Origin of the sequence: Haemophilus sp. UMB1048 (assembly GCF_030218125.1) — a bacterium.
GTDB lineage: Bacteria > Pseudomonadota > Gammaproteobacteria > Enterobacterales > Pasteurellaceae > Haemophilus_D.
On sequence record NZ_JASOPB010000090.1, the window covers coordinates 1 to 280 of the forward strand.

At 52.5% G+C, this 280-nt stretch carries 1 protein-coding gene; it reads right to left on the reverse strand.

Features of this window, described 5'->3' with window-relative positions; translation table 11 throughout:
- A partial coding sequence (locus QP437_RS10005; protein WP_369279322.1) for a hypothetical protein occupies positions 1-223 on the reverse strand: 223 nt, incomplete at its 3' end.
- Between the last annotated feature and the right edge of the window lie 57 nt (positions 224-280).

Sequence of the window (280 nt, forward strand, 5' to 3'; positions counted from 1 at the left end):
GCTCCTTCCGGCGCAATTCCTCTTCACGTTTAAGCAACTGGGATCTGAGAGCTGCAAGGCCGGATTCCCCCCACTGCTGCCACTGTTTTTCAAATGCCGTCTGACTCGCGGGAATGTCCTGTTTCTCCACCTTCCGGTAATGCTGTCGCAATTTTTCCATTTGCTGGCTCAGAGACTGAATTTTTCCCTGCTCACTACGGTATTCCGGTGCAGCCCATTGCATCAGGGGAATACGGGAAAAACCGGACGAAAACGGCGATGATTTTTTCAGGCTGGCAGC